This is a genomic window from Paeniglutamicibacter sp. Y32M11, assembly GCF_019285735.1.
GTDB lineage: Bacteria > Actinomycetota > Actinomycetes > Actinomycetales > Micrococcaceae > Paeniglutamicibacter.
On sequence record NZ_CP079107.1, the window covers coordinates 3,988,845 to 4,014,995 of the forward strand.

25 protein-coding genes are annotated in these 26,151 nt (G+C 60.0%); 14 read left to right on the top strand and 11 right to left on the bottom strand.

What is annotated here, in order from left to right; genetic code table 11:
- Window positions 1-48: 48 nt before the first annotated feature.
- Window positions 49-840: a hydroxypyruvate isomerase family protein gene (locus tag KUF55_RS17710; protein ID WP_218817501.1), complete on the bottom strand. Its 792-nt coding sequence runs from the start codon at window positions 838-840 to the stop codon at window positions 49-51.
- Between the two features lie 301 nt (window positions 841-1,141).
- Here KUF55_RS17710 and KUF55_RS17715 point away from each other — a divergent pair, with 301 nt between their 5' ends.
- Both KUF55_RS17715 and KUF55_RS17720 read left to right on the top strand, forming a co-directional pair.
- Complete coding sequence (locus KUF55_RS17715) at window positions 1,142-2,662, top strand: NCS1 family nucleobase:cation symporter-1 (RefSeq protein ID WP_218817502.1); 1,521 nt, start codon at window positions 1,142-1,144, stop codon at window positions 2,660-2,662.
- A 46-nt stretch (window positions 2,663-2,708) separates the two neighbouring features.
- The gene (locus KUF55_RS17720; RefSeq protein WP_218817503.1) at window positions 2,709-3,455 is read left to right on the top strand and encodes an aspartate/glutamate racemase family protein; all 747 of its coding nucleotides are present in this window, start codon (window positions 2,709-2,711) and stop codon (window positions 3,453-3,455) included.
- A 486-nt stretch (window positions 3,456-3,941) separates the two neighbouring features.
- On the opposite strand, the gene KUF55_RS17725 is transcribed toward KUF55_RS17720, so the two are convergent.
- Window positions 3,942-4,730: an IclR family transcriptional regulator gene (locus KUF55_RS17725; RefSeq protein WP_218817504.1), complete on the bottom strand. Its 789-nt coding sequence runs from the start codon at window positions 4,728-4,730 to the stop codon at window positions 3,942-3,944.
- 253 nt (window positions 4,731-4,983) lie between these two features.
- Here KUF55_RS17725 and KUF55_RS17730 point away from each other — a divergent pair, with 253 nt between their 5' ends.
- The 4 genes from KUF55_RS17730 to KUF55_RS17745 are packed head-to-tail and all read left to right on the top strand — an operon-like array spanning window position 4,984 to window position 9,026.
- Window positions 4,984-5,799: a fumarylacetoacetate hydrolase family protein gene (locus KUF55_RS17730; RefSeq protein ID WP_218817505.1), complete on the top strand. Its 816-nt coding sequence runs from the start codon at window positions 4,984-4,986 to the stop codon at window positions 5,797-5,799.
- Complete coding sequence (locus KUF55_RS17735; protein WP_218817506.1) at window positions 5,799-6,779, top strand: acetaldehyde dehydrogenase (acetylating); 981 nt, start codon at window positions 5,799-5,801, stop codon at window positions 6,777-6,779. The genes KUF55_RS17730 and KUF55_RS17735 overlap by 1 nt, the downstream gene beginning before the upstream one ends.
- The gene (dmpG, locus tag KUF55_RS17740) at window positions 6,776-7,783 is read left to right on the top strand and encodes a 4-hydroxy-2-oxovalerate aldolase (RefSeq protein WP_218817507.1); all 1,008 of its coding nucleotides are present in this window, start codon (window positions 6,776-6,778) and stop codon (window positions 7,781-7,783) included. Before KUF55_RS17735 ends, dmpG begins: the two co-directional genes overlap by 4 nt.
- Before the next feature lie 49 nt (window positions 7,784-7,832).
- The gene (locus tag KUF55_RS17745; protein ID WP_218817508.1) at window positions 7,833-9,026 is read left to right on the top strand and encodes a flavin reductase; all 1,194 of its coding nucleotides are present in this window, start codon (window positions 7,833-7,835) and stop codon (window positions 9,024-9,026) included.
- Between the two features lie 11 nt (window positions 9,027-9,037).
- Here the strand turns inward: KUF55_RS17745 and KUF55_RS17750 are convergent, their stop codons facing one another.
- From KUF55_RS17750 to KUF55_RS17775, 6 genes are all read right to left on the bottom strand, one after another.
- The gene (locus tag KUF55_RS17750) at window positions 9,038-10,351 is read right to left on the bottom strand and encodes a TetR/AcrR family transcriptional regulator (RefSeq protein WP_218817509.1); all 1,314 of its coding nucleotides are present in this window, start codon (window positions 10,349-10,351) and stop codon (window positions 9,038-9,040) included.
- A gap of 241 nt (window positions 10,352-10,592) precedes the next feature.
- Entirely contained in the window at window positions 10,593-11,792 is a 1,200-nt protein-coding gene (locus KUF55_RS17755) for a cytochrome b/b6 domain-containing protein (protein ID WP_370630927.1), read from the bottom strand.
- Window positions 11,793-11,929: 137 nt separating this feature from the next.
- Window positions 11,930-12,916: an electron transfer flavoprotein subunit alpha/FixB family protein gene (locus tag KUF55_RS17760; RefSeq protein ID WP_218817510.1), complete on the bottom strand. Its 987-nt coding sequence runs from the start codon at window positions 12,914-12,916 to the stop codon at window positions 11,930-11,932.
- Complete coding sequence (locus KUF55_RS17765; protein WP_218817511.1) at window positions 12,913-13,704, bottom strand: electron transfer flavoprotein subunit beta/FixA family protein; 792 nt, start codon at window positions 13,702-13,704, stop codon at window positions 12,913-12,915. The genes KUF55_RS17760 and KUF55_RS17765 overlap by 4 nt, the downstream gene beginning before the upstream one ends.
- Window positions 13,705-13,773: 69 nt before the next feature.
- Window positions 13,774-14,589 carry a MaoC/PaaZ C-terminal domain-containing protein gene (locus tag KUF55_RS17770; protein WP_218817512.1) on the bottom strand — a complete coding sequence of 272 codons (816 nt, stop codon included), beginning with the start codon at window positions 14,587-14,589 and terminating at the stop codon, window positions 13,774-13,776.
- Window positions 14,586-15,515, bottom strand: a complete 930-nt coding sequence (locus KUF55_RS17775) for an SDR family oxidoreductase (protein WP_218817513.1) — start codon at window positions 15,513-15,515, stop codon at window positions 14,586-14,588. The genes KUF55_RS17770 and KUF55_RS17775 overlap by 4 nt, the downstream gene beginning before the upstream one ends.
- A gap of 103 nt (window positions 15,516-15,618) precedes the next feature.
- Between KUF55_RS17775 and KUF55_RS17780 the strand changes: the two genes are divergently transcribed.
- The 5 genes from KUF55_RS17780 (at window position 15,619) to KUF55_RS17800 (ending at window position 19,611) form a co-directional block, all read left to right on the top strand.
- Window positions 15,619-16,365, top strand: coding sequence for an enoyl-CoA hydratase family protein (locus KUF55_RS17780; RefSeq protein WP_218817514.1), 747 nt, complete (start codon window positions 15,619-15,621; stop codon window positions 16,363-16,365).
- Window positions 16,366-16,372: 7 nt separating this feature from the next.
- On the top strand, window positions 16,373-17,218 hold the full coding sequence (locus KUF55_RS17785; RefSeq protein WP_218817515.1) for a CoA transferase subunit A: 846 nt from the start codon (window positions 16,373-16,375) through the stop codon (window positions 17,216-17,218).
- Window positions 17,211-17,978: a CoA-transferase subunit beta gene (locus KUF55_RS17790; RefSeq protein WP_218817516.1), complete on the top strand. Its 768-nt coding sequence runs from the start codon at window positions 17,211-17,213 to the stop codon at window positions 17,976-17,978. The genes KUF55_RS17785 and KUF55_RS17790 overlap by 8 nt, the downstream gene beginning before the upstream one ends.
- Window positions 17,975-19,066 (top strand): nitronate monooxygenase family protein, encoded by a 1,092-nt coding sequence (locus KUF55_RS17795; RefSeq protein WP_218817517.1) that lies wholly within the window; start codon window positions 17,975-17,977, stop codon window positions 19,064-19,066. The genes KUF55_RS17790 and KUF55_RS17795 overlap by 4 nt, the downstream gene beginning before the upstream one ends.
- 311 nt (window positions 19,067-19,377) lie before the next feature.
- Entirely contained in the window at window positions 19,378-19,611 is a 234-nt protein-coding gene (locus KUF55_RS17800; protein ID WP_218817518.1) for a hypothetical protein, read from the top strand.
- A 228-nt stretch (window positions 19,612-19,839) separates the two neighbouring features.
- Here KUF55_RS17800 and KUF55_RS17805 read toward each other — a convergent pair whose 3' ends face one another.
- The 3 genes from KUF55_RS17805 to KUF55_RS17815 are packed head-to-tail and all read right to left on the bottom strand — an operon-like array spanning window position 19,840 to window position 23,002.
- The gene (locus KUF55_RS17805; RefSeq protein ID WP_218817519.1) at window positions 19,840-20,991 is read right to left on the bottom strand and encodes an acetyl-CoA C-acetyltransferase; all 1,152 of its coding nucleotides are present in this window, start codon (window positions 20,989-20,991) and stop codon (window positions 19,840-19,842) included.
- A 14-nt stretch (window positions 20,992-21,005) separates the two neighbouring features.
- The gene (locus KUF55_RS17810; protein WP_218817520.1) at window positions 21,006-21,809 is read right to left on the bottom strand and encodes an SDR family oxidoreductase; all 804 of its coding nucleotides are present in this window, start codon (window positions 21,807-21,809) and stop codon (window positions 21,006-21,008) included.
- The gene (locus KUF55_RS17815) at window positions 21,806-23,002 is read right to left on the bottom strand and encodes an acyl-CoA dehydrogenase family protein (protein ID WP_218817521.1); all 1,197 of its coding nucleotides are present in this window, start codon (window positions 23,000-23,002) and stop codon (window positions 21,806-21,808) included. The genes KUF55_RS17810 and KUF55_RS17815 overlap by 4 nt, the downstream gene beginning before the upstream one ends.
- 111 nt (window positions 23,003-23,113) lie before the next feature.
- On the opposite strand from KUF55_RS17815, the gene KUF55_RS17820 reads away from it, so the two are divergent.
- The 3 genes from KUF55_RS17820 to KUF55_RS17830 are packed head-to-tail and all read left to right on the top strand — an operon-like array spanning window position 23,114 to window position 26,144.
- Window positions 23,114-23,971, top strand: coding sequence for an enoyl-CoA hydratase (locus KUF55_RS17820; RefSeq protein WP_218817522.1), 858 nt, complete (start codon window positions 23,114-23,116; stop codon window positions 23,969-23,971).
- Window positions 23,968-25,161, top strand: coding sequence for an acyl-CoA dehydrogenase family protein (locus KUF55_RS17825; protein WP_218817523.1), 1,194 nt, complete (start codon window positions 23,968-23,970; stop codon window positions 25,159-25,161). Before KUF55_RS17820 ends, KUF55_RS17825 begins: the two co-directional genes overlap by 4 nt.
- Entirely contained in the window at window positions 25,158-26,144 is a 987-nt protein-coding gene (locus KUF55_RS17830; protein ID WP_218817524.1) for an acyl-CoA dehydrogenase family protein, read from the top strand. Before KUF55_RS17825 ends, KUF55_RS17830 begins: the two co-directional genes overlap by 4 nt.
- The last annotated feature ends 7 nt before the right edge of the window (window positions 26,145-26,151 follow it).

The window sequence follows — 26,151 nt, forward strand, 5'->3', positions numbered from 1 at the left end:
TTGGTGGCCGGGGTGTGGATAGCCCGATGAAGTACTGCGGGGTGCGGGTTAGGCGGGCTGGCGGATGAGCCAGTTGAAGGCCTCGGAGTGTGCCGCCTTGTATTCAAGGGCGATGCCTCCGGTGTAGCCGAGGTCGCGGGAGCGGGTGATCCAGTCGCCCAGCGGCAGGGTTCCGGTGCCCGGTGCGCCGCGTCCCGGATCGTCGGCGATCTGGACGTGCCCGAATTCGTGGGCGTGGTCCACGATCAGCTGGGCCACGTCATCGCCGTTCACGGCCAGATGGTAGAAGTCGGCGAGCAGCTTGACGTTGGAGGCGCCAGCTGCGTGGACCTTGTCCAATACGAAGAAGGCATCGGCGGAGGTCTTCAGCGGGTAGGTCGCGGAACCCGAGATCGGTTCAAGCAGTACCGTTCCGCCGATGCGTTCGACGCTCTTGGCGGCTGCGACCAGGTTGGAAATGGCAAGTTTGTCTTGCGCTTGCCCGTCGATCCCCGGCTGGCGGTTGCCGTAGAGGGCGTTGAAGCCCTTGCATCCGGTGGCTTCGCCGATGGCGGTGATCACGTCGATGTTGTTGATGAACTCGGATTCGCGTCCGACCCAGGAAACCAGTCCGCGGTCTCCGGCCGGCATGTCGCCGGCGAAGAAGTTCAGGCCCTCGAGCGTGACGCCGGCGTTCTTGATGGAGGCGATGAATGCGTCAACCTCGGAGTCGGCGGGTACCGCCGTGGCGAATGGCCACCAGAATTCAACACTGTCGAAGCCGGCTGCCTTAGCCGCGGCGGCACGCTCAAGCAGGGGGAGCTCGGTGAGCAGGATTGAACAGTTGACGGTGTAGGTCATCTTCGACTCCTTCATGGTTTCAATTTCCATATTGTGAAATATGTTTATTGCTTGATGAGAACACTAGCGAGTGGTCCGAGTCACTGTCAAGGCGCCCGGGACACAATGTCGCCATCTCCACGGCCGCTCACCCGACGCCCTACGCCGCCCCCCCGCCACCCCCGCGCGGACCGGTCGGAGCCCGGAAAATTCCACGGTAATTCCACTATATGAAAACGCTTTTCTTTTACGCGGAATCGTGCCATCATCGACCAACCAAGTAATCCCCGTCACACCCCTGTGGTGAAAGGTACGAGCTCTTATGACCCATCCAGATGTGCGCATAGCGACGTCAGAATCCCGCGTCCCGCCAGTGGTCCAGCGCGAACTGAATCCCCATGGACTCAGTGCCTCGCTATACAACAGCGACCTAGCACCCACCACCAAGGCGGGAAGGACCTGGTCCAGCTACAGCATCTTCACGCTCTGGGCCAACGACGTCCACTCCCTTGGAAACTACGCATTTGCGATCGGGCTCTTCGCACTCGGGCTGGGCGGCTGGCAAATCCTGCTGGCTCTGGGCTTCGGCGCACTGTTGCTCTTCGGGCTGTTGAACTTCTCCGGCTTCATGGGCGAAAAGACCGGCGTCCCGTTCCCGGTCATGAGCCGCATTGCCTTCGGCATCCGCGGCGCCCAGATTCCCGCCTTGCTGCGCGGCGCGGTGGCGATCGCTTGGTTCGGCATCCAGACGTACCTGGCCTCCGTCGTGCTGGTGGTCATGATCCTGGCCGTGGCACCGTCCGCCGCGAGCCTGAACTCCAACAGCTTGTTGGGCCTTTCCACGCTCGGCTGGATCTGCTTCGTCGCGCTCTGGGCACTGCAGCTCGTCATCGTCAGCTACGGCATGGAAATGATCCGCAAGTATGAGGCCTTCGCCGGCCCCGTCATTCTGGTCACCATGGGCGCGCTTGCCGTCTGGATGTTCACCCGGGCCGGCGGCTCCATCGCTTGGTCCACCGGCAACACCAAGACCGGGCTCGACATGTGGCTCGGCATCCTTGGCGGCGGCGCCCTATGGGTCTCCATCTACGCCACCTTCGTGCTGAACTTCTGCGACTTCACCCGTAGTGCCACGTCCAAGGGTTCGATCGTGCGCGGCAATTTCTGGGGCATCCCCTTGAACATGCTGCTCTTCGGCGTGATCGTCATGGTCATGACCGGAGCGCAGTTCAAGATCGACGGCACCATCATCGACAGCCCCTCGGACGTCGTGGCAGCCATCCCAAACACCTTCCTGCTGCTGGCCGCCTCGGCCGCACTGCTGATCCTGACCGTCGCGGTGAACCTGATGGCTAACTTCGTGGCCCCGATCTACGCGCTGACCAACCTCTTCCCGAAGGTGCTGAACTTCCGCCGTGCCGGCATCATCTCCGGGGTCATTGGACTGCTGATCCTGCCGTGGAACCTCTACAACTCCCCCGCTGTCATCACCTACTTTCTCGGCGGTCTGGGCGCGCTGCTCGGCCCGCTGTTCGGCATCATCATGGCCGACTACTGGATCCTGCGCCGCGCAAAGATCAACATCCCAGACCTCTACCGCAGCACTCCCAAGGGGACCTACTACTTCACCCGCGGGGTGAACTTCCGTGCCATTCTGGCACTGGGCATCTCGGCGATTGCCGCACTGATACTCGCGTTCTCTCCGTCCCTCGGCCACGTCTCGGCCTTCGCCTGGTTCATCGGTTCTGCCCTCGGCGCCCTCGTCTACCTAGCTATCGCCAAGCGCGGCCAGGTCCACCAAGACATCGACGGCGAGGCCATCGCCGTGGCCCCCACCCACTAATCACCGGCATTCCACCGGTTCCACCAGCACCACAGGAGTTTTCCCCATGCGAATTCTGGTCCTCAACGTCAACACCACCGCATCCATGACCCGATCCATCGGCGACTCGGCCCGCTCGGCGGCCTCCCCGGGGACCGAGATCATCGAACTGACGCCCAACTTCGGCGCCGACTCCTGCGAGGGAAACTTTGAAAGCTACCTCGCGGCCATCGCCGTCATGGACAAGGTCGTTAACTACACCGAACCCTATGACGCGGTCATCCAGGCCGGCTACGGCGAACATGGCCGCGAGGGACTCCAGGAACTGCTGGACGTACCGGTCGTGGACATCACCGAGGCGGCGGCCTCCACCGCCCAATTCCTGGGGCACAAGTACTCCGTGGTCACCACGCTGGATAGGACCGTGCCGCTGATCGAGGACCGGCTGAAGTTGGCCGGGCTGTCCGACCGCTGCGCATCGGTGCGCGCCAGTGGGCTGAGCGTGCTTGAGCTGGAATCGGACGCCGACCGCGCGGTGGCAGCCATCGTTGAGCAGTCGCGCCAGGCGGTTCAACACGACAAGGCCGAGGTCATCGTGCTGGGCTGCGGCGGGATGGCGGAACTTGAAACCCAGGTCGCGGCGGCGACCGGGGTACCGATCGTGGACGGAGTGCGGGCAGCCGTCACCATCGCCGAGTCCCTCGTCCGCTTGGGGCTGAGCACCTCCAAGGTGCGCACCTTTGCAACCCCGCGGCCCAAGGTCATCACCGGCTGGCCCATCACCCAGACAGCAGCCGATCTCATCCGCGGCTAACGCGGGCGCGAAATAGCCTCACACCCTCGATCCGGGGGCAGCCTTCCCCATACATTTCATGGGCAAGGCTGCCCCCGGTGCTTTTGCGCTGCTGCGACCCATGGGTGAATGGAGAATCTTTGGCCATCGCTTGAAACCGCAGGCGTTGATGCACCGGATCACCGCTCGCCCCCCCGGCTCCGTGTCGCTACGCAGCAACCCCGGGACGATTTCGGTGTGCAAGTGTTGTCAGGCCTTAGGCATCCTACATAACGCCCGGGGATCAGACACCCTGAAGGTGACAGTCCCGCCACCCTCCATCATCGGGCGGTGGAACATCGGGCCCGAGCCTCCGTATTCGTTGGCTGAGGTTTCGCATTCATTCAAAATACTCCCCTCTCCCGGTCAAAAGACCGCATGCCATCTGCTCAACCCGGACAGAAATCCGCGTCACATCGTGAAGGCTCGGCTAGACAAAGCTACATGGACCGATCAAACCTCATCGAATTACGCGCGAATCAGCAATGCTTCGGACACTCGCCGTGCAGCATTAAGAACCAACGGAGCCATCCGTTCAAGGGGATCCTGCGTCCGGCCCACCAGTGAGATACTGGCCAGCGGTTTGTGGCGATCACGAACAGATGCGGCCACGCAGGCAACACCATCAAAACTCTCACCTGATTCGTAGGCCAGACCGCCACGACGCCGAATACGGCCAAGCTCGGCATAGAGCACCTGCGGGTCCTTGATGGTATTCCGAGCGGTTTGCGGCAACCCATCCTTATACAGCTCATCCAAATCTTCGGGGTCCATCCAGGCAAGCATTGATTTTCCCAGCGCAGTTCCATGAGCCGAATTGCTGCCGCCAACGCGTGACGGAATGGTAACCGCCGACCGCCCACCAAGCTTATCCAAATAGTGAATATTCGCTCCGTCGAGCACCGCCAGATGCACCACCATTCCGGTGCGTATTTGCAGATCGTGAAGTAACGGTGCCGCCTCGGCTCGAATGCGACTATTGACCGAGTCATGAGTGCGATACTTCATCGTCCGCCAACCCATTCCATATCCCTCTGGCGTATGTTCCACCCAGCCAAACTGGACAAGTTGATCAAGAATACGGTGCGTCGTCGAACGTGGAAGATTCGTCCGCTCGGTTATTTCGTCGAGCAAGAATTTCGCGTTGAACGGCTCAAAGGCCTCCATTATCAACGTCATCCGAGCCGCCATCGAGGGCGGCTGGCTTTTTACCGCCGCGGAATAGCCGTCGGTGGGGGTGCTAGTAGCAACACTCATCAAAAACCTCCGGGAAGAAGAAAATCACCCTCCGACTTATGGAGTGGCGAACCATACATTGACCAAAACCCTCGTGGGGCCGCTAAGAAACCACATGCATTGTGACGCGCAGCACACGATAATGATTTTCACTGTACACCTCACTACAGAGCGGGGCTAGTGCCTTGTCTCACATTTCATCCCGCTCTCCGGGATCTTCCGCTCAAGGCATTCTCTTGCCACGCAATACTGGGGCTTCACCCAGGGAGGACGGATGACAACGATCACCGAAATGGCAACCGCCAACATGGCGGGTCTTGCCGATATGGCCAAGCGACTACGCGATGCCGAAAACAACAACTTGGCCATTAAGCCAATCCGCGACGAGCTAGCCCTCGGCGGTATCGATGCCGCCTACCGCGTGCAGCAACTCAACGAAGATTACTGGGTCACTCAGGGGCGTCGGGTGGTGGGCCGCAAGATTGGTCTCACATCCAAAGCTGTTCAGGTCCAAATGGGCGTCGACCAGCCCGACTTCGGGGTTTTGTTCGCGGACATGTGTCTAGCCGACGGCGAAAGCATTGGTCTCGGGGAAGTCCTACAGCCACGCGTGGAAGCCGAAGTCGCTCTGGTGCTCAAGCATGATTTGTCTAACCCCGACACCACCATGAATGAGCTCATCGCCGCCATCGATCACTTGCTCCCATCCATCGAAGTAGTTGGGTCGCGAATCAACGACTGGGACATCTCGATCCTTGACACCATCGCCGACAACGCATCATGTGGACGGATCGTCACCGGCACCGTTCCGGTTCTGCCCTCAGCACTGGAGCTGGGCGCGGCAGGAATGGTCATGGAAGTCAACGGGAAAGTAGCGTCCGTTGGCTCGGGAGCCGCATGTCTCGGACATCCATATCGCGCTGCACTCTGGCTTGTGCGACGCATGGCCGGGCTTGGCAGACCCGTTCGCGCCGGGGAGATATTGATGACCGGAGCCTTAGGCCCCATGGTCAACTTCCCCCCGGGCTCAAACGCACTTGTAACCATTCAGGGCCTTGGCCAGGTCCGCATCACGCATGAGGAGAAGTAATGGAAAACCAGACACGTTGGCCCGTGGCCATCATCGGCTCGGGTAACATCGGCACCGACCTGATGATCAAGGTCATCCGCGGTTCCTCCCGGCTCGAGATGGGGGCCATGGTTGGCATCGATCCCGATTCCGATGGGCTGCGACGCGCAGCATCTTTTGGTGTTCCAACCACCGCCGAGGGCATCGAAGGACTGCTCAAACTACCGAATTTCAAAGACATTAAGGTGGTCTTTGACGCAACAAGCGCCTCGGCACACCGTGCAAACTGGGAGCTGCTCAAGGAAACCGGAGTTCGGGTACTGGACTTGACCCCGGCGGCCATCGGCCCCTCATGCATCCCGGTGGTCAACATGGAAGACCACCTAGAAGAGACCAATCTGAACATGGTTACGTGTGGAGGCCAGGCAACGGTTCCCGTGGTGGCCGCCATCTCTGAGGTAGCCGCGGTACGTTACGCCGAGATTGTCTCCTCGGTCTCCTCGCGTTCTGCCGGCCCCGGTACCCGAGCCAACATCGATGAGTTCACCGAAACCACCTCCGAAGCATTAGTTCAGGTCGGTGGAGCCGAAGAAGGTAAAGCCATCATGATACTGAATCCTGCCGAACCTCCCATGCTGATGCGCAATACCGTATATGCCCTAGTCGAAGGCGAACAGAACCACAACGCGCTGAAAGATTCCATCGAAAAGATGGTTGCCAAGGTGCAGAAATATGTCCCAGGCTACCAACTCAAGCAGGCAGTTCAGTTTGAAGTTTTCGGCGAGGGATCCCCGCTCTATCTGCCGGGTTCTGGCGAATTCCGTGGCACTCGCATCACCGTCATGCTCGAGGTCACCGGTGCGGCACATTACCTGCCGGCCTACGCGGGCAACCTAGATATTATGACGTCCGCCGCCATGGCCGTGGCCGAGCGTTGGGCCGAAAACGCCGGAATCAAAAACCAATTCGCCGAAGCTACTTTGCAGGAGGTAGGAGCGTGAGCAAGCTCTACATTTCCGACGTCACCCTGCGCGATGGCATGCATGCCATCCGCCACCAATACACGGTAGACCAGGCCGTTGCAATTGCCACGGCACTGGATCAGGCAGGAGTTTCCTCAATCGAGGTGGCCCACGGCGACGGCATCAACGGGTCCTCCTGTGTCTACGGCTTTGGCGCCCATACAGATTTGGAATGGATTTCGGCAGTCGCCGGGGCCGTCAAAAGAGCGAAGGTCGCAACCCTCGCGCTGCCGGGCATCGCCACCATTAGTCATCTCAAGGACGCCCGCAGCGCTGGCGCATCGGTGGTTCGCATCGCCACACATTGCACCGAAGCAGACGTCTCGGCCCAGCATATTGCCGCGGCCCGTAACCTGGGTATGGACACCGTTGGTTTCTTGATGATGTCTCACATGAGCCAGCCCGCAAATCTGGCTCAGCAGGCAAAACTAATGGAGAGTTACGGAGCCACCTGCGTATACGTAGTTGACTCAGGCGGTGCGCTGACCCCACGCGGAGTTGCCGAGCGCATCGACGCCTTCCGTAGCGTGCTGAATCCGGAAACAGAGATTGGCATTCACGCCCACGAGAATCTCTCACTGAGCATCGCAAATTCCCTCATCGCGGTTGAACACGGCGCCAACCGCGTCGATGCTTCGCTAGCCGGCATGGGTGCCGGTGCCGGTAATGCTCCGCTTGAAGCGTTCATTGCAGCGGCCGACAAATACGATTTTGAGCATGGCTGTTCACTTCCGATCCTGATGGATGCAGCAGATGATCTGGTCCGTCCGCTGCAGGACCGACCGGTTCGCGTTGACCGCGAAACCCTCTCACTTGGCTACGCAGGAGTCTACTCAAGCTTCCTCCGGCACGCGGAAACTGCCAGCCAGCGCTATGGAATCCCCACCACCGAAATCTTGATGGAACTTGGAAACCGCCGGATGGTCGGTGGTCAGGAAGACATGATCGTGGATGTAGCGCTAGACCTGCTGGACCAGAAGTAACCTTCCGCTCTACCCGGCATGCCGGCAGCACCGTCTGAAAGGAAAGACAATGAACGCAGTCAGTTTGGGGGACACACGCCCGACAATTGAGGATCCGATGGCTTTCCGCAATGTTCTAGGACATTTCCCCACCGGAATTGTTCTCATTACTGGTATTGCCGCTGATGGTGAGCCCGTTGGCATGATCGTGGGATCTTTTACCTCGGTCTCACTCGCTCCGCCATTGGTGGGTTTCCTGCCAACGGTTAATTCCCAGACCTTCAAACGGCTGCGCACGGCAAAGTCCTTCTGCGTCAACGTACTGGCAGGAGACCAAGAAGATATTTGCCGCCGTTTCTCCGGTCGCGCCGAGAACAAATTTGACTCGGTAACTTGGACACCATCCCCTTCCGGTGCCCCGGTACTCGAGGGTGTTGTAGCCTTCATCGACTGCACCTTCGAATCGATCTCAGACGCCGGAGACCACCACATTGTCGTTGGCGCGGTACGAGAACTCCAGGTATGCCGTCCCGTGGCACCGCTACTGTTCTTCCAAGGCGGTTATGGTCAGTTTGCACCGATGTCATTGCATGCCCCCTTTGAAACGGACCTTATTGCCGGGGTGCGACTAGCAGAGCAGGGCCGGGTCGAAATGGACTGGCTTGCCAAGTCCCTAGATGCCGAATGCACGGCCATGGCGGTGGTCAACGATCAGATGGCCGTCATGGTTGCTGGGACCGGTTCGTCCTGGGATGCCGAGGCACGGCTCGGGGAACGCATTCCGCTGATGCCTCCCATGGGTGAGCTATGCCTCGCTTGGGAGGACCAGGCAGCTATTCAGAAGTGGCTAGATCGGGCGTTGCCAAACGATGAATGTTCCCCGCATGAATACCGCGAACGACTACGGGCGGTACGCAAGCGCGGCTGGTCGGTGACCATGAAGAGTGACTACCAGGATGAAGAGGTCTTCGCCGCACTTCGCGAATATTCCTCGGGCCATTACACCCCCGCGCAGGAACGCCATATCCGCGAGGTTATTTCGCGAACCTCGAGCAGTTACGCTCCAATTACGCTGTTGGACGGAGAACTCTACGAGGTTGACTCGCTATTGGCTCCCGTTTGGGATTCGGTGGGCCAGGTTCGATTGGTGCTACGTATTACCCATTTGCCAAGCTCGGTCACCGCGCAGCAGATCACCGCGTGGGCAGACCAGTTGATGCTCACGGCAACAGCCATAAGCGTCGCCCCGGCAGCTCGCGGCTAATCACCGAATAATTATCGGCTCGTCAAGTCCAGGACGATGGTTCCATCCTGAACCTGACGAGCTACCCGGTACAACGCGGTGCTGATCAGATCCGCAAGCAGTGCCGGGTCCCAGATACGCTCCTCAATCTGTTTATTCAGCAGGCTACTTTCCAACAGCCGGAAAAAACACTCGGTAAAGTACTTAGCTAGATCCGCATGTTCGGGCTCTTCCAGCATGGGTGCAAACATCTTTTGGAACCACGACATCGTCATTTCGTAGGCATCTTGAATCACGAGTTTAAGTTCTTGACGTCCCGCGTAAACCTGATCCGATCGCTGCAACAGCAGTAGTAATCCCAGCGCCAATACGCCACCACCGGAACTTCCATTCAGCGACGACAGGATATAACCGCGAGTGAGGACAGACCAGTCGCCGTCGGCCGGACGTGGGTGAGATAGCTGGCGGGTCAGGGCCCACCTCTGGCAAGAGTTCTCGATCACCGTAGCGATCAGCTCATCCTTGTCTTTGAAGAACCAATACAAGGAGCTTGCCGGCAACCCAGCTTTTTCACAGACCCGAGCAATCGTGACGCCGTCGTAGCCAAGTTCCATGATGACGTCTTTAGTTGCCCGAACAAATACTTCCCGGCTTCCGTCCGGGGTCATCACGAATGCTTGCGGCTCGGACGCGGGCAGTTCTTCCAGTGGCCTTTCTGCTGCAATTTCAACAACACGACGAGCGATCTCATCAAGACACGCCGCAATTAGCTTGTTCAGCGGTTCGGCTTCTAAGCGTCTCAAGCCATCGAGGTTAAGCACTTCGGATTCCCTGATTCCAACGGTGAACTGGCCTAATAAGGTCGAGGCAAGGTCCTTTTGTTCCATGTCCGCGGGCCAGGTACGCTCCCACCACTGGGCTAACCATTCGACGCTTTCGCGCCGAATTTGCAAAAACCGGTCCCGTGCGAGGATTGGTTCTTGGGGGCGGGAAACGGCAAGTTGCAATCCCACACGCCAATATTCCATGTTTGCCCCCGCTGCAGGGGAACGAATCAACTCCGCATACAAGTCGTCTCGGCGCACCGTGCTCGGAGGCGTGTCAAGCCAATTAGGCAATCGTGAAGCTTGTATCCGGTAGGTATGCTCCAGAGCCGCGGCGATTAAGCTTTCCTTGTTGGCGAAGTGCCAATAGATGGAACTTGCTGACACACCGGTGGCTCTACGCACCATGGCTAACGTCGTTCCCGCATAGCCATGGTTAATGACCAACCGCATGGTTTCTTCTAGGATTCGAACCCGGGTTTCTTCACCCTGCAGATTCTTGCGGTCCGTTTTGCGCTGCAATTGAGATCACCCGTATCTTTCTGGCCGGATACCGGCTCCTTGCCCAGCCTAACCTTAGGCCGGGAAGGTTTCGTCACGAAGTATGTTCGCGCATCAACCCCGCGGGGTTCCAAGACACACGGTTCCGGTCAGGAAAGGCACTGCAAAACCGAGCGATGCACAAATGCCGAAGTCCGCGGAATTCCATGAATTTCCATGGAGTCCGCGGACTTCGGTGAGCAGTTTAAACTCCACTTACTTTCTAGCGGCTAACCTTGCCAAAAAGCGAAGCGATGGGCGCAAGAATCAACGGTCGTGCCGCAAACCAGCCACCCACAATGACTAACAGCGAGACAAAGAAAATCCAAAATCCGTACCAGTTAACCGCATCCTGACCGCCATACATGTGGTTCAAGTTGCGCAGCGCCCCGGTTGAAAGCACCAGCGCCACGTGCACGATGATGAATCCAACGAAGTAAAACATCACCGGCAGGTGGATGGCACGTGCGACCTCAATCGGATAGCACTTGCTCAACCTCTGGGCTTTGTTTGGCCAAGCATTGGACATCCTAAATCCGGTAAGCGCTGCCAGCGGAGCAGCGATAAAGATTGTGGCGAAGTAGGCAAGGACCTGCAGGCTGTTGTAGTTAACCCATCCATTCTCGGTGGGCCAATCCAGCGAGGAATACTGCAATACTGCCGAGAGCGCGTTGGGGAAGACTTCCCAGCTTGTCGGAACGACCCGCATCCATTGCCCCGTGGCAATCAGTAGCACCACAAAAAACGCCCCATTGACCAGCCATAGGATATCCAGGGACTGGTGTAGCCAGAGGGTGATACCAATTTTCGTGGGATTTTTGCCCCATCGAGCCGTCCAGGTTGCCGGTGGACGACGTTGCGTGCGGACCTGCCAGCCCGAACGAATGATTAGAACCATGAGGAAAATGTTGAAGAAGTGTTGCCAAGCAAGCCATGCAGGGAGTCCCACCGGCGCTTCGAGCGGCAATTCGGTCTCCCCTGGATACCGTGCCACAAAACTCTGTATCGATTCGGTAGTCATCAACCAGCGTGCAGTGAACACCACGACGGCAAGCAGTACCAGCAAAGCAATGGCCCACAAAGCTGCACGCCCGCTCCTGCTGTTCCGCATCTCTTCAAACGCCCCGATCTCGCGTGTCGGTGCACTAGGACTTACCGGATTCTTCGTGCCGCTCGTTGCCTTCGCCCGAGGCACGACGGTCACCGGCGCAGCGGTGCCAGCCACCTCACCAGCGGGTGCCAAAACCTCAGCGGCATTGTTGTGCTGGCTTGTTCCAGTGGTGTCTCCGGTGACACGTGGCAGCCCTCGGCGTCCGGTTTGCGGCGGCTCCGGGGTCGATGTTTTGCCGGATTCGGTTTCCACGCTACGTGCCGGCTCCGAGCCTTCGTCCGTGGCGGATCCGTTCTCGGTTGGTCGTGGCAAGCCACGCCGCCTCGGCGCGGCGGCCGGTGCCGGAATTGGTATCGGTTCTTGCGACGGAAGCTGTTGAGCGGCCGGGGTCTCGGAGCCTGCAGCGCCGGCGCTCGAAGTACGTGGGAGTCCCTGTCTGGCCATTTGGTTTAGCCTCGCTTTGCTTCGATTGCGGCGACCAGCTGGGGCACCACGGTAAAGATGTCACCAACCACGCCGAAGTCGGCGATTTCAAAGATTGGCGCGTCCGGGTCCTTGTTGATCGCGATGATTGTCTTAGAGGTCTGCATGCCAGCACGGTGCTGGATGGCCCCGGAAATGCCTAAAGCAATGTAGAGCTGCGGGGCAACGGTGACACCGGTCTGACCCACCTGCATGGCCTGCGGGACGTATCCGGCATCAACGGCGGCGCGTGATGCACCGATGGCGCCGCCCAGAGCGTCGGCGAGTCCCTCGACCATCGAGAAGTTCTCTCCCGAGCCAAGGCCTCGGCCACCGGAGACAACGATGTCGGCGCCGCGCAGCTCCGGGCGTGAAGAGGCCGCAGCGGTTTCCCGGTAAGCGGTAATTGTTGCGTCCGGGGTTCCGGATGCCACAACCGGAAACTGCTGAACATTCGAGGGCTGCGCGGCGGTCCGCAGATCCGAAGAGCCTTGGCGCAAGGTAATGACCAACGCGCCGCTGCTGGCTGCGGAGTCCACTAGATAGGCGCCGCCGTAGACCGAATGATGGGCAAAGACGCCCTCTTCGTCCCGCGCGATGCCTACCGCATCGAGGGCCAGGGCCGAACCGCTTCGTGCCGCGAAGCGGGCCGCTGCGTCGCGTCCGCGCATGGAGTTTGCCGTGAGTACCGCGTCGGGAGCCACTCTGGAGGCAGCAGCAGCCAACGCATCAACGGCGGGTACCACCACTGAGCTTGCAAGCTCATCGGTATCGACGACCAATACCTGCGAGGCGCCGAGGGCGGCAAGTTCGGTTCCGAGGCGTTCGGTATTGCCCGCCGGGGCGAGCACCAATGCCACGGCGGTGCCCACCGATGCTGCGGCGCCGATGAGCTCTGCAGCGCCGGAACGGAGCTGGCCCGACGGGGAAACATCGACGAGCACAAGAATTGAATTCGCTGGGTAGCCGTTCATGCTGCGCGTCCTTTGATGAGTTGGTTCTGGGCAAGGAATTCTGCGATTTGGTTTCCAGCGTCCCCGGCATCTTCAATGCGAATGCCGGCGTTGCGAGCCGGACGTTGCGCCGCTGAAATCACGATGGATCTGGCGGATTCTTCGTCAAGGACGATGCCAAGCTGGGCCAGGTTGAGGGTCTCAAACGGCTTCTTCTTGGCTGCCATGATGCCCTTGAAGTTAGGGAATCGTGCATCGGGTAGGGCTTCGGTCACCGAGATTACACCGGGCAGGTCAATGCTCGCCTCGTAGCTATCAAACTCGGTGTTGCAGCTTCCGGAAGCCGTCAGTTCATTGATCGTCACGGCACCCAGTGATGCCAGTCCTGCTACGCCAAGTAGCTCGGTGAGCATTGAGGGCAGGGCTCCGCCGCCACCATCGGTCGAGGCATTGCCGGCGATGAGCAGATCGAATCCAATGTGCCGGGTGGCTGCCGCAATTACCTGTGCGGTAAGGGTTAGATCGGCACCCAAGAGCGCCGGATCCTGCACGTGCACGGCACGGTCCGCGCCCATGGCAAGGCCCTTACGCAGGGTTGCCGGCAGGGTTCCGCCCTGGCCCATGGTGAGCAATATGACCTCGGTGTCCGCATTGTTCTCACGGTGGTTCAAGGCGACTTCAAGCGCGCGTTCGGTGATTTCGTCGAGCACCGGTTCGCTTGCCGACCGGTTCAACAGACCGGTCTCCAGATCCAGGGTGCGTTCACCATAGGTATCTGGAACTTCCTTCATCAATACGATAATTTTCACGCTGTGTCCTTCCTAAACTTTTCAGTGTCCAAGCCCTACCGGGCTGCGATGTTTTGCGGCCTCGCGCGGTTAGCTAAATACGGCGAGGCCTTCGGATATCACCGTGCGTTCTCCCACCGCGGCTTCAAAGCTGCCGCCGTCCCAAATACGCACCTCGATCTCGTCCCCGGGGAAAACTACCCCGGAGAAGCGGCCCGCAAACTCGGTAAGATCCGCCGGGTGTGCGCCAACCAAGCTGGCCAGCGGCAGCGTGGTTGCTGCCAGCGAAGCCAGTCCGTGAAGGATCGGGCGTTCCTGCCCAATGCGTGCGGCAGCCTGTGGGTCGATATGGATGTGGTGTTTGTCCCCGAGCAGGCGATAAAGCGCAGCCTGGTTTGGTTGGGTCTGCACGCTTGCCACTCCGCGTGGCGCTGCGCTGGGCACTGCCGATTTACCGGGGCCGCGTTCGCCACCAAAGCCACCAAAGTCAGGGGCAAAAATCTGCCAGGTGGCCTGGAAATAGTCACATTCAACAATGATGTTGAAAACCGCGGCGCTGCCCTTGTCCCACACTTCGCCAACCCGTGCGTTGAGCCGCAGTTCTCCGGAGCGCGGCAGTTCCTTGGCCACAAGCAATTCCTGGGAGCCGTGCACCGAGCGATTGTCGAACGCACCGGCCTGGGCCATCACGTCGGGGGCCCACTGGGCCAGGGTCAATCCGAAGGACGGAAGCACTCGTAACCGGTCTTCAAAGACCAGCTCTAGATCGTTGGCCGAGGCACCAATGGCCAGCGCATAAAGAATTGCCTCGTCCTGCGTGTAGCTTACGGTGCGCTCGCCAAGGTGTTTCCCGGCCCAGGCACCGGAGCCAAGCACTGCCTCGGGCAGCATAGTTCCCGCGCTCATGATGTTGCCACCGGGACCGGAGCCGCGCCGTATACGGGTTCCGGGGTGAGCGAACGCGCCAGCAGTTCCTCAATGGCCAATCCGGCGGAGACCGCATCCCAACGTTCTCCAGCATCGTGAGCTGGACCGTGATTCCAGCCCTCCTCGATGCAGATCTTTCCACCCTCGATTTCAATGACACGCCCGGTGACCTCGCCGGAAGTGCTTCCCGCCAGCCAGGCGACGATGGGCGAAACATTTGCCGGGTGCATAGCATCAAACCCGCTCTCGGGCACTGCCATGGCCTGCGCGAAGGCACCCTCGGTCATCCGGGTTCGCGCTGCGGGAGCAATCGCATTAACACGCACCCCATAACGGGCAAGCTCGTGAGCGGCAACCAGCGTCAACCCCGCGATTCCCGCCTTGGCAGCGGAGTAGCTGGCCTGCCCCACGCTACCTTGCAGGCCGGCTCCCGAGGAGGTGTTGATGACCCGGGCGTCGGGTGTGCGACCGGCCTTGGCTTCGTTGCGCCAGTACTCACTGGCGTGGCGCAATGGTGCAAAGTGACCCTTGAGGTGAACGCGGATGACCGCGTCCCATTCTTCTTCGGAGGTATTCACCAGCATGCGGTCTCGGACAAAGCCGGCGTTATTCACCAAGATATCCAGCCGACCATAGGTCTCGATGGCCTGGTGCACCATGGCGCCGGCCTGTTCAAAGTCTGCAACATCGGCACCATTGGCAATTGCTTCGCCACCAGCGGCGCGGATTAACTCGACCACCTCATGCGCCGGACTCGATGCCTCAACAACACCGTCCAGAGTGGTACTGAGGTCATTGACAACCACTTTGGCGCCCTGGCGCGCAAGCTCCAATGCATGTTCTCGTCCCAACCCACGGCCGGCGCCGGTCACAATGGCGACCCGTCCCTCACAAATGCCTGTCATATTCTTTCCTTCCTCCGGATTTGTTGCTCTGGATTGCCAGTGTACCCCGAACCAAGCAAGTGCTAGGGTAACAAACAAGCAAACGTTAGGAAGAGGAGCAAAAATGGCCATCAACTCAGCAATGCACAGCAACGGAATTCGCGTAGTCACCATGGATTACCCGCCGGTTAATGCACTTCCGGTGGCAGGATGGTTCGGCATCGGCGCGGCACTGGACGAAGCCAGTAAGGATCCGAGCACCCGCGCGGTGATCCTGCGCGCCGAAGGGCGTGGCTTCAATGCGGGCGTGGATATCAAGGAAATGCAGTCGACAACCGACTTCGACGCAATTTTGGGAGCCAATCGTGGCTGCTACGCCGCATTCAAATCAATCTACGAGTGCGCGGTCCCGGTAATTGCCGCGGTCAACGGATTCTGCCTCGGCGGCGGCGTTGGCCTGGTGGGCAACGCCGACACCATCATCGCCAGCGATACCGCCTACTTCGGCGTCCCGGAGGTCGACCGCGGCGCACTGGGCGCAGCAACTCACTTGGCTCGCCTTGTTCCCGCACATATGTTGCGCACCTTGTATTTCACTAGCCGTACCATCTCCGCGCAGCGACTGGCCGAACTTGGCTCCGTCGCAGAGGTCGTCTCCGCTGACAAGCTGGATGAGACGGCATTCGCCTACGCCGGCGAGATTGCTTCCAAGGATCCACGCGTCATGCGTGCCGCCAAGGAAGCCCTGAACTGCATCGACCCGATCGATGTCAATAAGAGCTACCGCTTCGAGCAGGGATTCACCTTCGAACTAAATCTCGGCGGTGTCGCCGATGAACTGCGCGACGAATTCGTCGCCACCGGAGCCTAGGGCCAATATGCCCAGCAAAGTCATTGACTCCACGGCCCTGAACGGCCTCTTTAGCGACGGAATGACCATCGGCATTGGCGGCTGGGGGTCACGACGCAAACCCATGGCCTTGGTAGCAGCGCTGATTCGTTCCGGTGCACGTAATCTGCGCATCGTTAGCTTCGGTGGGCCAGACGTCGGGATGCTGTGTGCCACCGGGCAGGTCAAGGAGGTCATCCACGGTTTTGTCACGCTGGATTCGATTGCCGTCGAACCACACTTCGCCGCGGCCAGGCAGGCCGGCAGCATCAAAACCGCCGAGCTGGACGAATCCATGCTGGTTTCCGGGCTCCGAGCCGCGGGCCGGCGCTTACCTTTCGAGGTCACGCGCTCCGGACTCGGCGCGGATGTATTGAGCGCCAACCCACAGATCCGCACCATCACCTCGCCCTATGAGGACGGCGAAACCCTCGTGGCCATGCCGGCGGTGCCGCTGGACCTGGCCTTGATTCATCTGAACCGGGCAGATCATCTGGGCAATGGACAGTGTCTAGGCCCCGATCCGTACGTCGATGACCTCTTTGCGCGCGCCGCCACGGTCACCATCCTGAGTGCCGAATCGGTCGTCAGCACCCGGGAACTTGTCGAGGGCCACCACCCGGCCACCCTGCTGCTGAACCGCACCATGGTGAGCCACGTCTTCGAAGCACCGGGCGGCGCACATTTCACCACGTGCCTCCCCGATTATCCTCGCAACGAGGAAATACAACGTGAATATGCTCGGTCGGCCAGCGACCCCGCCCTTTGGGAAGAATTCCGAGGTCGCTATATCAACGATGAGCACCACTGGATCCCGGAGGCCAGCAATGCCTGAAGCGACGCTAACCCAACTAACTCGCGCGGAAATTGCGGTTACCGCCTGTAGCGACTTATTCCGCGGGCAACGCAATATTCTGGCCAGTCCGGCGGGCATTATTCCCACCATTGGGGCACGACTTGCCGCGCTCACCCACGCACCGGAACTGATGCTCAGTGACGGCGAATCGAGAATCTACGAAAATGTACCGGGGCTGGAGGACGTCGGAGTTCCGGGCGGTTACCTTCCCTACAGTGAACTCTTTGAACTGATTTCCGCCGGCAAACGCCATGTGGTGATGGGCGGTGCGCAAATCGATAGGGAGGGAAATCATAATTTTTCTGCCATCGGTCAGCACACCAAGCCACATCGGCAACTTCTGGGTTCGCGCGCTGCTGCGACTAATACCATCAATCACACCACCAGCTACTGGATAGCTAAGCACAGCCGACGGTCCATGGTGGAGCACGTGGATTTTGTCACCGGCGTAGGCCGCAACCGCGCCGAAGCCGGCGGAACCCACGCGGCTCGTTTCCACCACGTGCATCAGGTGGTGAGCAACCTTGGCGTCTTTGATTTCAGTGGACCCGCAAACACCATGTCAGTGGTTTCGATGCACCCCGGCGTCAGCGTGGAAGAGATCATCGAATCCACCGGATTTGAACTCAATATTCCCGCTTCGGCGCCCTCCACCCGCCTGCCAGATGCGCGGGAGCTACAACTCATCCGCGAGGTCCTAGACCCGCTCCAACGCAGAGAAAAAGAGGTTCGACCTTGAGCACCGAGAATCGTATTCGCACGGCGCTGACCGATCTGGTTGGCATCGATCACCCGGTCGTGCAGACCGGCATGGGCTGGGTCGCCGGACCACGCTTGGTCACGGCCACCGCCGAGGCCGGAGGCCTGGGCATCCTCGCCTCGGCAACCATGACCTACGAAGAGCTTGAGAAAGCAATTGTCGAGACCAAGAGCCGAACCGATAAGCCCTTTGGGGTAAATCTACGTGCCGATGCCGCGGACGCCATGGAGCGGGTTAACCTGCTGATCAAGTACGGAGTGAAGGTGGCATCTTTCGCGCTGGCACCCAAGCGCGAGCTGATTGACAAGCTCAAGGAAAACGACGCCGTGGTCATCCCGTCGGTCGGCCTGCCACGCCACGCGGAAAAGGTCGCCTCCTGGGGTGCCGACGCGGTCATGATTCAGGGTGGCGAGGGCGGTGGACACACCGGAGCCACACCCACCACGCTGCTCCTGCCGACCGTGCTTGATGCGGTGGATATCCCGGTGATCGCCGCCGGCGGCTTCTTCGATGGACGCGGTCTGGCCGCAGCATTGGCCTACGGCGCTGCAGGTATCGGCATGGGCACTCGTTTCCTGCTCACCAGCGACAGCGCGGTCCCCGAACACATCAAGCGCCGCTATCTGGAGTTCGGTTTAGACGGCACCGTTGTGACGGCAAAGGCCGACGGGATGCCGCACCGATTGCTACGCACCGAATTCATCGATGGGCTGGAATCTGGTTCGCCGATCGGCAGGTTGCTGGGCACTGCACGACGCACAATGCAGTTCAAGGAACTTTCCGGCCAGTCGTGGCTTGGGCTCGCCCGTGATGGGCTGAGCATGAAGCGCAGCAGCGGACGTAGCATCGGTCAGATGATGCTTGCCGCTAACACCCCGATGCTGCTCAAGGCGGGTCTGGTGGATGGTGATGCCCGGGCAGGCATGCTGGCCTCGGGCCAAGTTGTTGGCGTCATCGATGACCTGCCAAGCTGCGAGGAGCTCATTGAGCGCATCATCGATGAAGCAGTTGAGCGGCTTTCGGTCGCGAGTTCCAGTGTGCGGAATCGTCACGGGTCGCCTGCCTGATCACCGAGTAGGCACCGCCAACAGGCCCTGCGCACAGCCTGGCCATGCCTGCCTCGTGGCCCGCCAAAGCCGCCCCGGGCAAGGGCCGCAAATGCAATGGACTGTTCCCAGCGTGGAAGCCAGGAGCCCCAAAAGGCCGGTTCCTGCATGTCATCACAGGCAGAAAGCTATTTTTGGGATATGAACAGCTCTTCAAACAAGTAACCGATCGACCTGACTTTCCAGAAGAAGGGCCACCGTGGCGATAACGTCGCGGAGAACAGCATCGCAATGATCCACGATCTGCGGCTCGAGGCCTCGGAGCTTTCGACATGACTGTGGCTCTCCGGCGGGTCTCCACGCAGACTGATTCCAAACCTGCCGTGAAGATCAAGGGCGACAAGTCCGTTGGTATCGATCATTACGAGCGTTGCGCTGCGACTTTCCAGACGGAACTGACGATGCGCATGAACGGAGCTGGCGATCAGTTTCCCGTCATTGTCACCATAGGCAAGCAAACTTTCGACTGGCTAGCCCGCGTCACGAAGGACAAGCGCATCACTTAAGTCGTGGACCAGGTACTCGGCGATGGAGCCCGTGAATGTGTGGCGCTCATGGACCACTACACGTTTGGCAACGGCAGCAACGTAGGTAGTCCGGTTTCTCTCCAGGAGTAGTGGATAAGGTTCTCAACGAAAAATAAGACCGCACTTCGACTCGGATCCGCAAAAGACCGTGGATTTGCCGATGCATCCTAAGCGCCCCAGCAGGTCCACGGTCCTTCCACTCACTTTTTAGAGCCGTTCGATGATGGTGACGTTGGCCTGTCCGCCGCCCTCGCACATCACCTGTAGGCCAAAGCGGCCCTCGGTGCGTTCGAGTTCATTGAGCAAGGTAGTCATTAATCGGGTCCCGGTGGCACCGATCGGGTGGCCCAGCGCGATGCCGCCACCGTTGACGTTGACCTTTTCGCGTTCGATGCCCAGTTCTTGCATCCAGGCTAGGACCACCGGCGCGAATGCCTCATTGCATTCAAAAAGGTCAATATCGTCAACGCTCATGTCGGCACGTTCAAGTGCGTACTTGGTGGCGCGGATGGGGCCGGTGAGCATCCAAACCGGGTCATCGGCACGCACCGAGATATGGTGAATTCGGGCACGCGGTTTCAGTCCGTGCTCATCTACTGCCTTTTGCGAGGCGATCAGCATGGCGCTGGCGCCGTCACAGATCTGCGAGGCTACCGCGGCGGTCAGTCGTCCGCCGGCGGAAAGCACATCGAGGGACGCCATCTTTTCCAGGGTGGTCCCCCGGCGGATGGTTTCATCCGCTTTCAGCCCATTGAGCGGAACAATTTCCGCATCAAAACGGCCCTCATCGACCGCTGTTGCGGCACGTTGGTGGCTTTCGAGCGCAAACTGTTCCATGGTTTCGCGGGTAACATCCCACTTTTCCGCGATCATTTCCGCGGCGCGGAACTGCGAGACTTCTTGGGTGCCGTAGCGTGCCACCCAGCCCGGTGATTCGGCAAACGGGGTGGTGAACCCGAAGGCAGAACCTGCGATCATGGCGGCTGAGATCGGGATTGCCGACATGTTCTGCACGCCTCCCACAACGATCAAGTCTGCAGTCCCGGACATCACGCCCTGCGCAGCGAAGTGCACCGCCTGCTGGCTGGAACCACACTGACGGTCGATGGTTACTCCCGGAACATGATCCGGTAGGCCAGCAACTAGCCACGCGGTGCGGGCAATGTCACCCGCTTGCGAACCAAGGGTGTCGGTGCAGCCAAAAATAACATCGTCAACCGCACCCGGGTCAATTCCGGTGCGTTCCATCAGCGCGGAAATCACGTGTGCCCCAAGGTCTGCGGAGTGGATCCCTGCCAGGGAACCTCCGCGGCGCCCCACCGGGGTACGTACCGCATCAATAATGTAGGCTTCGCTCACTTTTCTTACTCCCTTTATGCCTGTTGGCTGCTTACCGGCACAACTTCACCGGTCATGTACGAGGAATAGTCGCTGGCCAGGAAGACCATGACGTTGGCAATTTCCCAAGGTTCGGCTGCACGCCCGAATGCTTCACGTGAGGTGAGCTGCTCGAGCAGTTCCTCGGAGGTGACCTTGGCCAGGAATGGGTGCATGGCTAGGGACGGGGCCACCGCATTGATGCGGATTCCGTGTGGAGCAACGTCCAACGCCGCGGAACGGGTCAGCGCCATGACACCCGCCTTCGCCGCAGCGTAGTGGGCCTGCCCTTCTTGGGCACGCCAGCCGATGACAGACGCGTTGTTGATGATGACGCCCTTGGTATTGTTCCTGACCATGCGCTGGCTTGCCGCGCGGACCGAACGGAAGGTCCCGGTCAGCGTGACATTCAGGACCTTATCCCACTGGTCGTCTTCCATCTCGAGGATGGAAGCGGTACCCCCGAGCCCGGCATTGTTGATCATGACGTCGACCCCGCCGGCGTCTTCTGCGACGTCCAAGAGGGCTTGGACCTGCGCTTCAACGGTGACGTCGCATACCGCGAAGCGCACACGTTCGGCACCGAATTCTGCCCCTAGTTCGAGTGCTGATGCTTCGAGTCTTCCGGCATGGGTGTCCCCCAAGACCACCAGTGCAGCGCCCTCCTCGAGACAGCGGCGCGCGGCCGCTGCTCCGATCCCAGCCCCTGCCGCGGCGGTGATGACCACGCGGCGCCCGGTAAGCAGGCCATGGGCTTGAACGTACTCTGGAGCTGGTTGTGCCATGCGTGTCACTGTCATACTCGTGCCTCCTTGGGTAGGCCGAGCACACGCTCGGCAATAACGTTTCGCTGGATTTCATCCGAACCGCCGTAGAGGGTGTCGGCACGGCTAAAGAGATAGAGAGCTTGAAGCTCATCGAGCTGGTACGGGGCTTCGGCGACTGTTAGACCACCGGCCCCGGCAACTGCCATGGCCAGTTCGCCCAGCGAGCGGTGCCATGGCGCCCACAGCAGTTTGGTGATTGAGGCTTCGATGCCCTGTTCGCCGCTGAGTGTGCGTAGTCCGTGCATGCGCAGCATATCCAGCCCCATGTGGGCTTGGACGATCTTGTCCTGGATAAGCGGGTCATTGATGGCACCATTGCGACGGGCTAGATCGATGATGACCTGAAGCTCGCGCTGGAAAGCAATCTGTTGGGCAAGTGTGGACACTCCGCGTTCAAATCCGAGTGTTCCCATGGCCACCGACCATCCGGCACCTGCTTCGCCGACGACTAGATCTTCGTCGGTTGTGGCACCGTCAAAGAAGACCTCATTGAATTCGGAGGTACCGGTCAGCTGCAGGATCGGCTTGATTTCCACCCCTTGCTGATCCATCGGGACCAGCAAGTACGACAGTCCCTGGTGCTTTTTTGACCCCACTTCGGTGCGTGCAATGACAAAGCACCAGTTCGCCGTGTGCGCCAGCGACGTCCAGACCTTCTGCCCATCAATGATCCATTTGCCGTCTTCCAGCCGTGCCTTGGTAGCAACCGCGGCAAGGTCCGAACCGGCACCGGGTTCCGAATATCCCTGACACCAGAGATCTTCAACGGCAATAATGCGGGGCAGGAAACGGCCCTGTTGTTCCGGGGTGCCAAACGCAATCAGCGTGGGGCCAAGAAGCTCCTCGCCGAGGTGGTTGACGCGAGCCGGTGCGTTGGATCGCGCGTATTCCTCATGGAATATGACCTGTTGCTGCAGGCTCAGGCCACGTCCACCGTATTCCTTGGGCCAGCTGACACAGCTCCAGCCGTGTGCCGCGAGGTGGCGGTTCCATTGTAGGCGTTCTTCAAAGGCTTCATGCTCTCGGCCCGACCCGCCCAAGCCGCGCAGCTGCGCAAAATTCCCAACAAGATTTGATTCGAGCCATTGGCGGATCTCTTGCCGAAACTCGTTGTCTTGAACCGAATAGTTCAAATCCACGGCTTTCCCCTCACTCTCGATTTCCATTGGTCAGATGTTCAAACTCCGCTTATGCTAGCAAACCAAGCACTTGTTTGGTTAGTCTAGTCTCAGACAAGTTTTTCAGTTGACCAAGTCAGGCAGGAAGGGAGCGTAGCGATGAGCGAGAACAACATTCAAGACGTCGTCACCTACGAGGTGCGCGGAGCCACGGCGATCGTGAGGCTAAACCGGCCCGAATATCGAAATGCACAAAATTCGAAGGTGACCTACGCGCTGGATTCGGCGTTCACCCAGGCAGTCAACGACGACGCGGTGAAGGTAATCGTGCTGGCCGGAAACGGGAAGCATTTCAGCGCCGGACATGACATTGGAACCCCCGAGCGAGACGCCGACCAAAGCTTCGAGCGCAAGGCAGTGATGTGGTGGGATCATGTGGGTACCGAGGGCGTTGACTCCAGGTTTGCCCGGGAATCCGAGGTCTATCTGGGGATGTGCCGACGCTGGCGCGAAATCCCCAAACCCTTGATCGCCATGGTTCAGGGTGCCTGCATTGCCGGCGGGCTCATGCTGGCGTGGTCATGCGATTTCATCATCGCCAGCGAAGATGCCTTCTTCTCCGACCCGGTAGTACGCATGGGCATTCCCGGCGTCGAATACTTTGCCCACCCCTGGGTCATGAACCCGCGGGCCGCCAAGGAATTCCTCTTCACCGGGGATCGTTTTAGCGCACAGCGCGCCCACGACTTGGGCATGGTGAACCATGTGGTTCCGGCCGAAAAACTCGAGGAGACCACACTTGAGATGGCAGAGCGCATCGGCGCCATGCCGCGACTGGGCCTTGCCCTAGCCAAGAAGGCAGTCAATCAATCCGAGGACCTGCAGGGCATGCGTGCCGGCATGGACTCGGTTTTTGGGCTGCACCACGCGGCCCATGCACACAACGCAGAGGTCGGCAAGGATTCGCTGGCCGGAATGGGAGCCAAAAGCATGCGTGAGGCGGCCGCACGATCATGAACACCGACACCATGAACCTTGATTTAACCGAGGAACAAATTGCCTTTGCCGCGCAGGCTCGTGCCTGGCTCACCGAGCATGTTCCGGTAACACCACTGCCCTCCATGGATACCGCCGCGGGCTTTGCCGCCCACCGCGAATGGGAGGCCGAACTTGCCCGCGCCGGCTGGTCAGTGGTTTCGTGGCCCGAGGAATTCGGTGGCCGCGGAGCCGGACTCATCGAATGGGTGCTCTTCGAGGAAGAGTACTACCGTGCGGGGGCGCCAACACGCGTCGCACAAAACGGCATTTCCCTCCTCGCGCCCATCCTCTTTGGGCATGGTACCGACGCACAGCGCGAACGTTTCCTGCGCCCCATGACCGATGGTTCACTCATCTGGGCTCAGTCCTGGTCCGAACCCGGTTCCGGCAGCGACCTGGCGTCCATCCGAAGCACCGCACGACGCGATGCGGAACGTGGCGGTTGGATTCTCAACGGCCAAAAAACCTGGAGTTCGCGTGCCCCTTGGGCAGATCGCGGATTCGGGCTCTTCCGTTCGGACCCCGAGGCACAGCGTCACCGCGGCCTCACCTACTTCCTCTTCCCCCTCGATGCCGATGGCATCACCATCCGTCCTATCGCGCAGCTTGATGGCACCACGGGATTCGCCGAAATCTTCTTTGACGACGTCTTTGTTGCCGATGAAGACGTGCTGGGCGACCCGGGTGATGGGTGGCGGGTAGCCATGAGCACTGCCGGTAATGAGCGCGGGCTTTCACTACGTTCCCCGGGGCGCTTCTGCGCCGCCACCGACCGTTTAATTGAACTCTGGCACACCCATCAGGACCAGGAACCATATGCGCAGGATGCGGTGGTGGACGCGTGGATCAAATCCGAGGCCTACCGCCTATACACCTGGGGTACCGTCAGCACCCTGCAAGACGGCGGCGATGTGGGAGCCGAGGGCAGCGTGAACAAGGTGTTCTGGTCTGAGCTGGACATTGCCCTGCACGGTACCGCACTGTCCCTGTTGGGTCCCAAGGCAGAACTCCGTGGTCCCGAGGCCGTGTCCGGCGGTCGCTGGATCGAGGACTACATCTTCTCCCTTGGCGGTCCCATCTATGCGGGAACCAACGAAATTCAACGCAACATCATCGCAGAACGTCTACTTGGCCTGCCCCGTGGCGGCGACGGAAGGAAAACGTCATGAAATTCGTGATTAGCGACGAACAACGGGCCCTCGCGGAGGCCATTGATCAGGTCATCGAGGGCGCCGGCGGCACCGGAATTGCACGCACCTGGGCCGTCGGCGAGCTGGTTCCCGGTCAAGAACTCTGGTCACAGCTCGCCGAACTCGGCCTCTTCGGTTTATGCGTCGATGAGACCGAGGGCGGCATGGGAGGCACCCCTGTGGATCTCGTGGTGGCCTTCGAACGGTTGGGTTACCACGCGGTTCCCGGACCCTACCTCGAATCCGCGGCGCTGCTCCCCGACTTGGTGGACCCCACCATTCGCGCGGGGCTTGTGGATGGCTCGGTCATCGCCACCGCCGCAGTTCCCGGACTACTCACCTATGCGCTCGATTCCGCAGTCAGCACCCACAGCTACATTGTGAACCCGGATTCCATCTGCCCTGCCAGGGCGGGCAACCCAATGGATTCCATCGATGAGACCCGCACGCTCAGCGAGTTGCATGCGGCAGATTCCGCAGTCACGCGTGATCCGCAACTGGTGGCTACCGCCATCGACAGGGCAACGCTCTGCTGTGCCGCGGTCTTGTTGGGCGCCGGCGAACGACTGCTCCACGAAGCTATCGAGTACGCAAAGATCCGCCGGCAATTCGACCGCGCCATTGGTGAGTATCAGGCGCTCAAGCACCAGCTGGCCGACGTGCGGGTGGCACTGACCTTTGCCCGTCCATTGATCAATGGCGCGGCGCTTGACCTGGGGAGCCTGACTGGCCCGCGCAGTGTCTCGGCCGCCAAGGTTGCCGCGGGCGACGCCGCACTGCTTGCCGCCCGCATAGCGCTGCAAGTTCATGGGGCCATTGGCTACACCCAGGAACACGATCTGAGTCTGTGGATTACCCGCGTGCATGCACTTTTGGGCGCCTGGGGCACCGCTCGCTATCATCGCAACCGCGTGGCGTCCTTCATCCTGTCTCCCGTTGCCCAACTAGTCCCGAGTGTGTGAGGACGTC

Bases quoted from the DNA above. Each gene is read 5' to 3' on its own strand.
- KUF55_RS17710 (WP_218817501.1), bottom strand. From the start codon at position 840: ATGACCTACACCGTCAACTGTTCAATCCTGCTCACCGAGCTCCCCCTG.
- KUF55_RS17715 (WP_218817502.1), top strand. From the start codon at position 1,142: ATGACCCATCCAGATGTGCGCATAGCGACGTCAGAATCCCGCGTCCCG.
- KUF55_RS17720 (WP_218817503.1), top strand. From the start codon at position 2,709: ATGCGAATTCTGGTCCTCAACGTCAACACCACCGCATCCATGACCCGA.
- KUF55_RS17725 (WP_218817504.1), bottom strand. From the start codon at position 4,730: ATGAGTGTTGCTACTAGCACCCCCACCGACGGCTATTCCGCGGCGGTA.
- KUF55_RS17730 (WP_218817505.1), top strand. From the start codon at position 4,984: ATGACAACGATCACCGAAATGGCAACCGCCAACATGGCGGGTCTTGCC.
- KUF55_RS17735 (WP_218817506.1), top strand. From the start codon at position 5,799: ATGGAAAACCAGACACGTTGGCCCGTGGCCATCATCGGCTCGGGTAAC.
- KUF55_RS17745 (WP_218817508.1), top strand. From the start codon at position 7,833: ATGAACGCAGTCAGTTTGGGGGACACACGCCCGACAATTGAGGATCCG.
- KUF55_RS17760 (WP_218817510.1), bottom strand. From the start codon at position 12,916: ATGAACGGCTACCCAGCGAATTCAATTCTTGTGCTCGTCGATGTTTCC.
- KUF55_RS17770 (WP_218817512.1), bottom strand. From the start codon at position 14,589: ATGAGCGCGGGAACTATGCTGCCCGAGGCAGTGCTTGGCTCCGGTGCC.
- KUF55_RS17775 (WP_218817513.1), bottom strand. From the start codon at position 15,515: ATGACAGGCATTTGTGAGGGACGGGTCGCCATTGTGACCGGCGCCGGC.
- KUF55_RS17780 (WP_218817514.1), top strand. From the start codon at position 15,619: ATGGCCATCAACTCAGCAATGCACAGCAACGGAATTCGCGTAGTCACC.
- KUF55_RS17785 (WP_218817515.1), top strand. From the start codon at position 16,373: ATGCCCAGCAAAGTCATTGACTCCACGGCCCTGAACGGCCTCTTTAGC.
- KUF55_RS17790 (WP_218817516.1), top strand. From the start codon at position 17,211: ATGCCTGAAGCGACGCTAACCCAACTAACTCGCGCGGAAATTGCGGTT.
- KUF55_RS17800 (WP_218817518.1), top strand. From the start codon at position 19,378: ATGACTGTGGCTCTCCGGCGGGTCTCCACGCAGACTGATTCCAAACCT.
- KUF55_RS17810 (WP_218817520.1), bottom strand. From the start codon at position 21,809: ATGACAGTGACACGCATGGCACAACCAGCTCCAGAGTACGTTCAAGCC.
- KUF55_RS17815 (WP_218817521.1), bottom strand. From the start codon at position 23,002: ATGGAAATCGAGAGTGAGGGGAAAGCCGTGGATTTGAACTATTCGGTT.
- KUF55_RS17820 (WP_218817522.1), top strand. From the start codon at position 23,114: ATGAGCGAGAACAACATTCAAGACGTCGTCACCTACGAGGTGCGCGGA.
- KUF55_RS17825 (WP_218817523.1), top strand. From the start codon at position 23,968: ATGAACACCGACACCATGAACCTTGATTTAACCGAGGAACAAATTGCC.
- KUF55_RS17830 (WP_218817524.1), top strand. From the start codon at position 25,158: ATGAAATTCGTGATTAGCGACGAACAACGGGCCCTCGCGGAGGCCATT.